The 7,202-nt window shown below is 28.1% G+C and carries 6 protein-coding genes and 1 riboswitch; of the genes, 1 reads left to right on the top strand and 5 read right to left on the bottom strand.

Features of this window, described 5'->3' with window-relative positions; all coding sequences use genetic code 11:
* The 4 genes from nrdD to VJ881_04300 all read right to left on the bottom strand — a co-directional run.
* Window positions 1–2,000 (bottom strand): anaerobic ribonucleoside-triphosphate reductase (nrdD, locus tag VJ881_04315; GenBank protein ID HKL75273.1); only part of this gene is annotated, 2,000 nt, incomplete at its 3' end.
* 213 nt (window positions 2,001–2,213) lie between these two features.
* Window positions 2,214–2,396, bottom strand: a riboswitch (cobalamin riboswitch).
* Between the two features lie 60 nt (window positions 2,397–2,456).
* Complete coding sequence (locus tag VJ881_04310) at window positions 2,457–4,142, bottom strand: iron ABC transporter permease (protein ID HKL75272.1); 1,686 nt, start codon at window positions 4,140–4,142, stop codon at window positions 2,457–2,459.
* Complete coding sequence (locus VJ881_04305; protein HKL75271.1) at window positions 4,111–5,103, bottom strand: ABC transporter substrate-binding protein; 993 nt, start codon at window positions 5,101–5,103, stop codon at window positions 4,111–4,113. Before VJ881_04305 ends, VJ881_04310 begins: the two co-directional genes overlap by 32 nt.
* Window positions 5,104–5,123: 20 nt before the next feature.
* Entirely contained in the window at window positions 5,124–6,047 is a 924-nt protein-coding gene (locus tag VJ881_04300; protein HKL75270.1) for an ABC transporter ATP-binding protein, read from the bottom strand.
* A gap of 173 nt (window positions 6,048–6,220) precedes the next feature.
* Here VJ881_04300 and VJ881_04295 point away from each other — a divergent pair, with 173 nt between their 5' ends.
* Window positions 6,221–6,901 (top strand): PHP domain-containing protein, encoded by a 681-nt coding sequence (locus VJ881_04295; protein ID HKL75269.1) that lies wholly within the window; start codon window positions 6,221–6,223, stop codon window positions 6,899–6,901.
* A gap of 37 nt (window positions 6,902–6,938) precedes the next feature.
* Here VJ881_04295 and VJ881_04290 read toward each other — a convergent pair.
* The coding region (locus tag VJ881_04290; GenBank protein HKL75268.1) for a Na+/H+ antiporter NhaC family protein at window positions 6,939–7,202 on the bottom strand (264 nt) is incomplete at its 5' end.

The raw sequence follows: 7,202 nt of genomic DNA, 5'->3' as shown, positions 1-7,202 counted from the left end.
TCTGGATTATCCCACTCAAATTCTTCAGTAATATTATAAGTTGGAATTGGAAAAGAAAACATCCTTCCTTTTGCATCTCCAGAAATCATGACTTCTGCAAAAGCTTTATTTAAAAGATCCATTTCTTTTTGAAACTCTCCATAACTTTCTCCCTGAAATTCACCACCGATAATAACAGGGTCATCTTTCATAAATTTAGGCACCTCTAAATCCATGGTTATATTTGTAAAAGGGGTATTTCCAGTAATAAATACTTTTCCATTCCTTTTAGCAATAACTGTTTCATTTTCTGAATTTACAGACCAAATTACACCTTTATAATCCACCTCTTTTATATTAGAAATATAAGTATCTTTATGGCGAATTACTTTAATTATATATAATAATTTTTTTCCTACCCCTGAAGACTGTCTTTCACTTACCGTAAATCCATAACCTGAATTAACAATAATTTGTTGTAATTGATGTAAAATATTTTTACTTGATACTGTAATTTTACACCCTTCATGACCATCTCCTTTAATATATGTTTCTAAAAATAATCTGCTTTGTCTTTGGCTCATTTCTAATAATTGTTTGGGAATACTTTTTATATCTTTATCATTATCAAAAAATCCAAGTAAACTACGAGAAGTTTCTGCATTAAATCTTATCTGAGTTACTGTATCTCCTAAACTTTTAGCTCCTTCTTGTGTATTAAATTCAAAATTTAATATTTTTAATAAACTAATAATTTCGTTATACTTTTCTTTATTTTTCTTTTTAGATTGATAAATAGTTATCCGTTTCCAATTACCTTTAGACTCTAAGCTCCCTTCAGAAATAATCCAAGCTATTAATTTAATTTCTTCATCATTTAAATCAATTTCTTTTATATTATTGTCTGCAGCAATGGGTATAATTTGAGGGGATTTTAATTTGTTAACATCTTCAACCTCTTCTAATTTGTAGTTTTGAGAAGAGAAAATTCTTCTAACCATTCTATGTCCAGGAGAAATTAGTTGATCTTGTATTCTATTTTTTATATTAAACATTTTTCCTTTATATTTGCGACGAAAAATTTTCTTAATCTCTTTATTTTCAATAAAACCTTTTTCCACATTAAATGTTTTTATAATATCCCCCTGATCTAGTTCATGATATTTTTTCCAACCACTTGGAGTTAATATTTCAGTATCTTCTGACAAACACTGAAATCCAACCCTGGTAGGAACATTGATATTAAACATAAATTCTTGAACAGCCTGCTTAACCTCTTTATAAGAAAGGTCATCATATCTAATAAATGGTGCTAAATATGTATCAAAGTTAGAAAAGGCCTGAGCACCAGCAGCCTCTCCCTGGAGAGTATAAAAAAAGTTAACTATTTGTCCTAAAGCTGCCTTAAAATGCTTAGGAGGCTTACTTTCAATCTTACTTTTAACACCTCTAAAACCTTTTAAAAGCAAATCTTGTAAGTCCCAGCCACAGCAATAAACACTTAGATTACCTAAATCATGAATGTGAAAATCTCCATTTTTATGTTTTTCACGAATTTCTTTAGGATAAATTTCCTGTAACCAGTACTGAGATGTTATCTCCGAAGAAATAAAGTTATTTAACCCCTGCAAAGAATAACCCATATTACTATTTTCATTAACTTTCCAGTTACTTCTAGAAAGATATTCATCCATTTTATTTATTGCATCATCAAATAAATTTTTAGTGTCTCTTATTTTTTTATGTTGCTCTCGATATAATATATAGGCTTTTGCTACTTCTGCATAACCTTTTTCAATTAAAACTTTCTCAACTAAATCCTGTATTTGTTCAACTTCAGGTATCCCACCATTTTTGTAAAATATTTCTAAATATGAAATAACCTCTCTTGTAATTTCTTTTTCTATAATTTCACTTTCTACATCGACTGCTCTAGCTGCCTTTAAAACAGCTTTTTCAATTTTTTCTTTTTTAAATTTAACTTTTTCTCCATTCCTTTTTTTGGCAAACTTTATTTGCATTTAGAATGTCCTCCCCTTTTTACTATATACTCTATTTCTTTAAAGATTATAATTTTACCTTTATGAAATAAAATTAAATTCAAACTAAAAAAAGCTGCCTCCCGACAAAGGAAGGCAGCTTTAAATTCAATATAATACAAGTTGGGTAAAGTAAATAATATAATTATCCAACTAATATACACAGCTCACCTTCGCTTCTCTAAGCCGGAGAATAACGAGGCAAACAATAATGGCAAGTCTTCTGGCTCCCAGCAAATCCAAATATCTCCTTCCCACTCAAGGCAGTGAAGATATTCAATAATACTGGTTACAGCTGCGACTACAGCAACGGTTTTTCACCGTTTTCCTTTTTAATTCAGATCAAACTCATCTGAAACCATTATTGAATTAATCTATTTTATTTTACAATTTATTCTGTTACTAAATTTATCATAACTAATAATTCTTTTCAAGTAATTACTCATCTTTTAAAAGAAATTTAGAAAAAATCAAATTAATTACTAAGGTAGAAAAAATAATCATACATGCAATTACAGCTCCAACACCATAATCACCATTTTCAATATTGTTAAACATTTCTACAGTTGCAATACTTTCACCAGGATATATTAGAAATATAACTGCCCCAATAGAAGTCATAGTTACAGCAAAATTATTAACAAAACTTATCAAAAAAGCAGGTTTTAATAAAGGCATTATAATATCTTTTATTATGGACATTTTTGTAGCTCCAAGATCCTTTGCAGCTTCTTCAATATTAGGATTAATTTTACTTAATATTGCACTTCCTGATTTAGTTACAAGAGGCATTTGTCTATAAATAAAATTTAACTGAACAATTAAAGTAGTTCCCACAAGTAAAAGAGGTTTATTATTAAATGCTAAAAGATATCCAATTCCAAAAAAAGTACCTGGCATAATATATGGTAAAGTAGTTATCATATCAATTATTTTTATTCCTTTTATTTTAGACTTTTCTATAAAATATGATAAAAGCAAACCAATAATACTACCAACTATCCCAGTGATAAAAGCATATCTTAAACTACGAAAAAAACTTTCTAATTCTCTTAAATTAAAGCCTTTAATATGTTTTAAAGTAAAAACTAAATTTCCATTAGTATATTTTGTAATAGCAGAGAGGAAAATGGTTAAATATTGTAAGATAATAAATATTATAAAAAACCAAGTAATAAAAGTTATAACCTTTTTCACCCATCCAGTTAATTTAAATTTATTAGTATCTAAATTAACAGTTTTAATATTCCTACCAATTTCTATTTTAGTATTTTTCATATAATACCAATATACAATAAAAGCTAATAAGGCTGGAATTAATAAAAGTACATTTAAGGCTGCAGCCCGAGGTAAGTTAAAATAAGCAATTACATTAAGATAAGCTTCAGTAGCTAACACATTAAAACTTCCCCCAATAATTATAGGTGTACCAAAGTCAGCTAAACTTTTTACAAAAGTCAATAGAGCTGCTACTATAATTCCAGGCTTTGCAAGAGGAATTATTATATCTTTTAAAATATGCCAGAGATCTGCCTTCAAGTCCTGAGCAGCATTAATAATATTATTATCAATACCCTGTAAAACACCTGTAATAATTAAAGTTGCTAAAGAGGTATGACTAAAAGTCTGCATCAAAACAACCCCATGCCAGCCATAAGTATTTAAATTAAGTCCTAATAAACTATGAGTTATAAAACCTCTTCTTCCAAAAAGCTTTATATAAGCTAATGAAGATACAAATGGTGGTGAAATCATAGTTAAAAGTAAAATTATAAATATAAATTTTTTAACTTTATCCCCTGTATAACTTAAATACAAAGCTGTATTCAAAGATAAAAATATTGTTAATATCGTAGTTAAACTTGCAACCAAAAAACTATTAGATAATAATTTAGCATTATCCTGAAAAAGGCTTTTATATAATTCAAAACTAAGATTGCCATCAATATATAAACTTTCCTTTACAACAGCAATACTAGGCCAAAGAATAAATAATAAAACTCCTAGTATCAAAATAAAAAATATAAAATGATAAAAAAAGGTATCCAATGATCTGGATACCTTATCTTTAAAAATTTCTTTTACCTTAGTTTTACTTAACAATGTTTTCATTCCATTTTTCAATTATCATTTCTCTTTTACTTCCAAATTCACTAAAATTAACATCAAGTAATTGATCTAAAGGAAAGTCTTTTAAAACTTCAGGTTTTGAAATATCTTTTCTAACCATTATAGTAGAATTCAAATCTCTTATATACTTTTGCCCCTCTTCAGATAGGGTCCAATCAACAAATTTTTGTGCTGCATCCACATTTTCTGCATCTTTAAATATAGCCATACATCCTGGGACCCAGGGAATTCCATCTTCAGGAAAGACTACAGAAACAGGATTATCTTCAGGCAAAGCCATAATTCCTCCATTAATATAGGTGATTCCAACTCCAATTTCACCTAATAATACTTTTTTGTGAGGTTCACTTCCTCTTTTAGAAAAATAAGGGATATTCTTACTTAAATCTTCAAAATATTGCCATCCCTCTTTTTCACCTTTAGATTGAAGAATAGAATTTAAAATAGCATAATTAGTACCTGAAATAGCTGGATTAGACATTAATACTTCATCTTTATATTGATTTTCAGTTAGTTCAGACCATTTTGTAGGTAAATCAATATTTTCTTCTTCCAAAATTTGATCATTTGTAATAAATCCTGTTATTACTAAATAAAGGCCATACCAATGGTGATTTTCATCTTTATATTTTGCAGGAATGTAAGAATCATGTGCTGACTTATATTTTTCAAGCAAATCATCATTTTTAGCTGCAATAAAACTATCCACTCCACCACCAAACCAAAGATCAGCCATCGGTCTTCCTCCTGAAGCTTTAAGCCTTGCTAAAACTTCACCTGATGACATATCTAATGATTCAATTTCAATTCCAGTCTTTTCAGTGAATTTTTCAAATACCTTATCTTCATTACTGAAAGAACCTACAACAGTCAAAGTTTCTGCCTCAACAACATTCCCCAAAAATAAAATTAATCCTAATGCCAAAACAAATATAATCTTATTATTTTTTAACATAATTCACTCTCCTTTTTATTTTAAAATTTTAAATAAATATTTTTCCCAACTTGCCAGTCATTATCATTATCATTCATGATATCAACTTGAATTAATTGCTTCTCACTCTTAATAAAATATGTAGTAAAAGATCCTCTAAACTGTTTTTGTATTATTTCCCCCCTCATATCTCCATGCTTATTTTTTAATTCTATATTTTCTGGTCTACATAAAACATTCTCACCATTTATAGTGATGAAATTCACACGACCAACAAAGTCTGCTACAAATTTATTTTGAGGCTCATTATAAATTTCTCTTGGACTTCCTATTTGTTCTATTTTTCCCTTGTTCATGACAATAATTTGATCAGAGAGACTTAAGGCCTCTTCCTGGTCATGTGTTACATAAATCATTGTTATTCCAAACTCTTCTTGTAATTCTTTAATTTTTTTTCTCATTTCAATTCTTAACTTAGCATCAAGATTACTTAAGGGCTCATCTAATAATAAAACTTTAGGATTCATAATAAGAGCTCTTGCTAATGCTACTCTTTGTTTTTCACCACCACTTAGTTGTGATATTCCTTTTTCATCATAATTTTTAAGGCCAACCATATTTAAAATTTCTAATCCTTTTTTTCTAGCATTAGTCTTAGAAATATCTTTAAATTTAAGTCCATATGTAATATTTTCTATTACATTCATATGAGGAAAAAGGGCATAATTTTGAAAAACAGTTGCTACAGGTCTTGTTTCAGCTTCTTTATTACTTATATCATCATTATCAAGAATTATAGACCCAGAATCTGCTTTTAAAAAACCTCCTATCATTTTTAAAGTTGTAGTTTTTCCACAACCACTTGGCCCTAAAATAGAAAAAAGCTGACCTTTTTCAATTTGAACAGAAAAATTATCCACTGCCTTAAGTTCAGCAAAATATTTACTCAAATTATTAATTTTCAAAAACATATCATCACCAATTTATTTAATTATTTTATAAAATATATAAGTTATATTTATATTAACATCATTTATTTATGTTGTCAATTATGTAAAATTCAAAATTGACTTTTGTATAAAATTTAGTTATAATCTTTATAAATAACTATAATATAAAAGGTAAGGTGGAAATCGCAATGATAATAGATACTCATATTCATGAAAATAGATATTCAGGAGATAGTAAAGTTTCACTAGAAACAGTAATTTTTAAAGCTCAAAAAATTGGACTTGATGGTATCTGTATTACTAACCACGAAAATCAAAAAATAAAAAAAACAGCTAATAGATTAAATAAAAAAACTGACTTATTAATCCTGGTTGGAGCTGAAATACTTACCTATGAAGGAGATATTTTAGTATTTGGAATAAATAAATTACCAGAAAAGAAAATGCATGCAGAACAGTTAATTAATTATGTAAATAAAAAAGGGGGTATTACCATTAGTGCTCATCCCTTTAGAAATAATAATAGAGGAATTGGTAGCAAAATAAATAATCTACCTGGTCTAACTGCTGTTGAAGTACTAAACGGAAGTACAAGTTATAAAAATAATTTTAAAGCTAATAATTTAGCTCAAAAATTAAATTTACCAACTTTAGGAGCAAGTGATGCTCATAATTCTCAAAGAATAGGAAAATATGCCAGTTATTTTGAAGATAAAATAACTAATATAAAAGATTTTATTAAAGCAATAGAGAAAAATCGTGTTTCACCTGCTATTCATCATAATAATAATTTTCATGTTATAGATAATATGAAAAAGAAAATTAATAAATTAAAAAATCCCCTTTCTAGTAGAGTAGAATTTATTTAACCTATCTACTATAAGGGGATTTTAATATTTTTATTAACTACAACAATCCAGCTATTAAGAAGGCTACTGCTGAAACACTGGCCACAGTTAAAGCATAAGGTAACTGTGTATTTACATGTTTCATATGATCACAGCCAGCACCTATTGAAGACATAATAGTTGTATCAGAAATAGGTGAACAGTGGTCACCAAAAGTACCACCAGAAAGAACAGCTGCTGCAGCTAAGAATGGATTACCACCTGTAGCTAGAACTATAGGAAGAGCAATAGGCATCATAATAGCCCAAACTCCAAAAGAAGT

Source organism: Halanaerobiales bacterium, assembly GCA_035270125.1.
In the GTDB taxonomy this organism is placed as follows: Bacteria; Bacillota; Halanaerobiia; order Halanaerobiales; family DATFIM01; genus DATFIM01.
The sequence above is the reverse complement of the archived record's forward strand: the minus strand, read 5'-3'. Positions and strand labels throughout refer to the sequence as shown.

Coding starts and splice junctions, on each gene's coding strand:
- VJ881_04305 (HKL75271.1), bottom strand. CDS start 5,103: ATGTTAAAAAATAATAAGATTATATTTGTTTTGGCATTAGGATTAATT.
- VJ881_04295 (HKL75269.1), top strand. CDS start 6,221: ATGATAATAGATACTCATATTCATGAAAATAGATATTCAGGAGATAGT.